This window comes from Saccharothrix sp. NRRL B-16314, from assembly GCF_000716595.1.
In the GTDB taxonomy this organism is placed as follows: domain Bacteria; phylum Actinomycetota; class Actinomycetes; order Mycobacteriales; family Pseudonocardiaceae; genus Actinosynnema.
Map to the genome: position 1 here is coordinate 1 of NZ_JNXC01000138.1, position 399 is coordinate 399.

At 68.9% G+C, this 399-nt stretch carries 1 protein-coding gene; it reads right to left on the reverse strand.

The features are described from left to right. Positions 1–399: ATP/GTP-binding protein (locus OQ02_RS39385; RefSeq protein ID WP_033443784.1), on the reverse strand; the 399-nt coding region annotated here is incomplete at both ends.

Genomic DNA, 399 nt, shown 5'->3' on the forward strand with positions numbered 1-399 from the left:
GTGTAGACCAGCGGGCGTTCCCGTTCGGTGATGAGGTGCTTGACCACCTGCACGTTGCCGTTGACGTCCCAGACGGCGATGCCGGGGGTGAGGGTCGGGATGATCTCGACCGCCCAGCGGGGCAGGCCGAGGACCCGGCCCGTGTTGCGGGCCTCGTCGGCCTTCTGGGCGTAGATGGTCCGGGTGGAGGCCATCTTGAGGATCGCCGCGGCCTCCTTGGCCGCCGCCCCGTCGACGACGTCGGAGAGGTGGTGGACGACCGCGACGAAGGACAGGCCGAGCCGCCGCCCGAACTTGAGCAGCCGCTGGAACAGCTGCGCCACGAAGGGGCTGTTGATGATGTGCCAGGCCTCCTCGACGAGGAAGATGCGCTTCTTCCGGTCGGGGCGGATCCAGGTG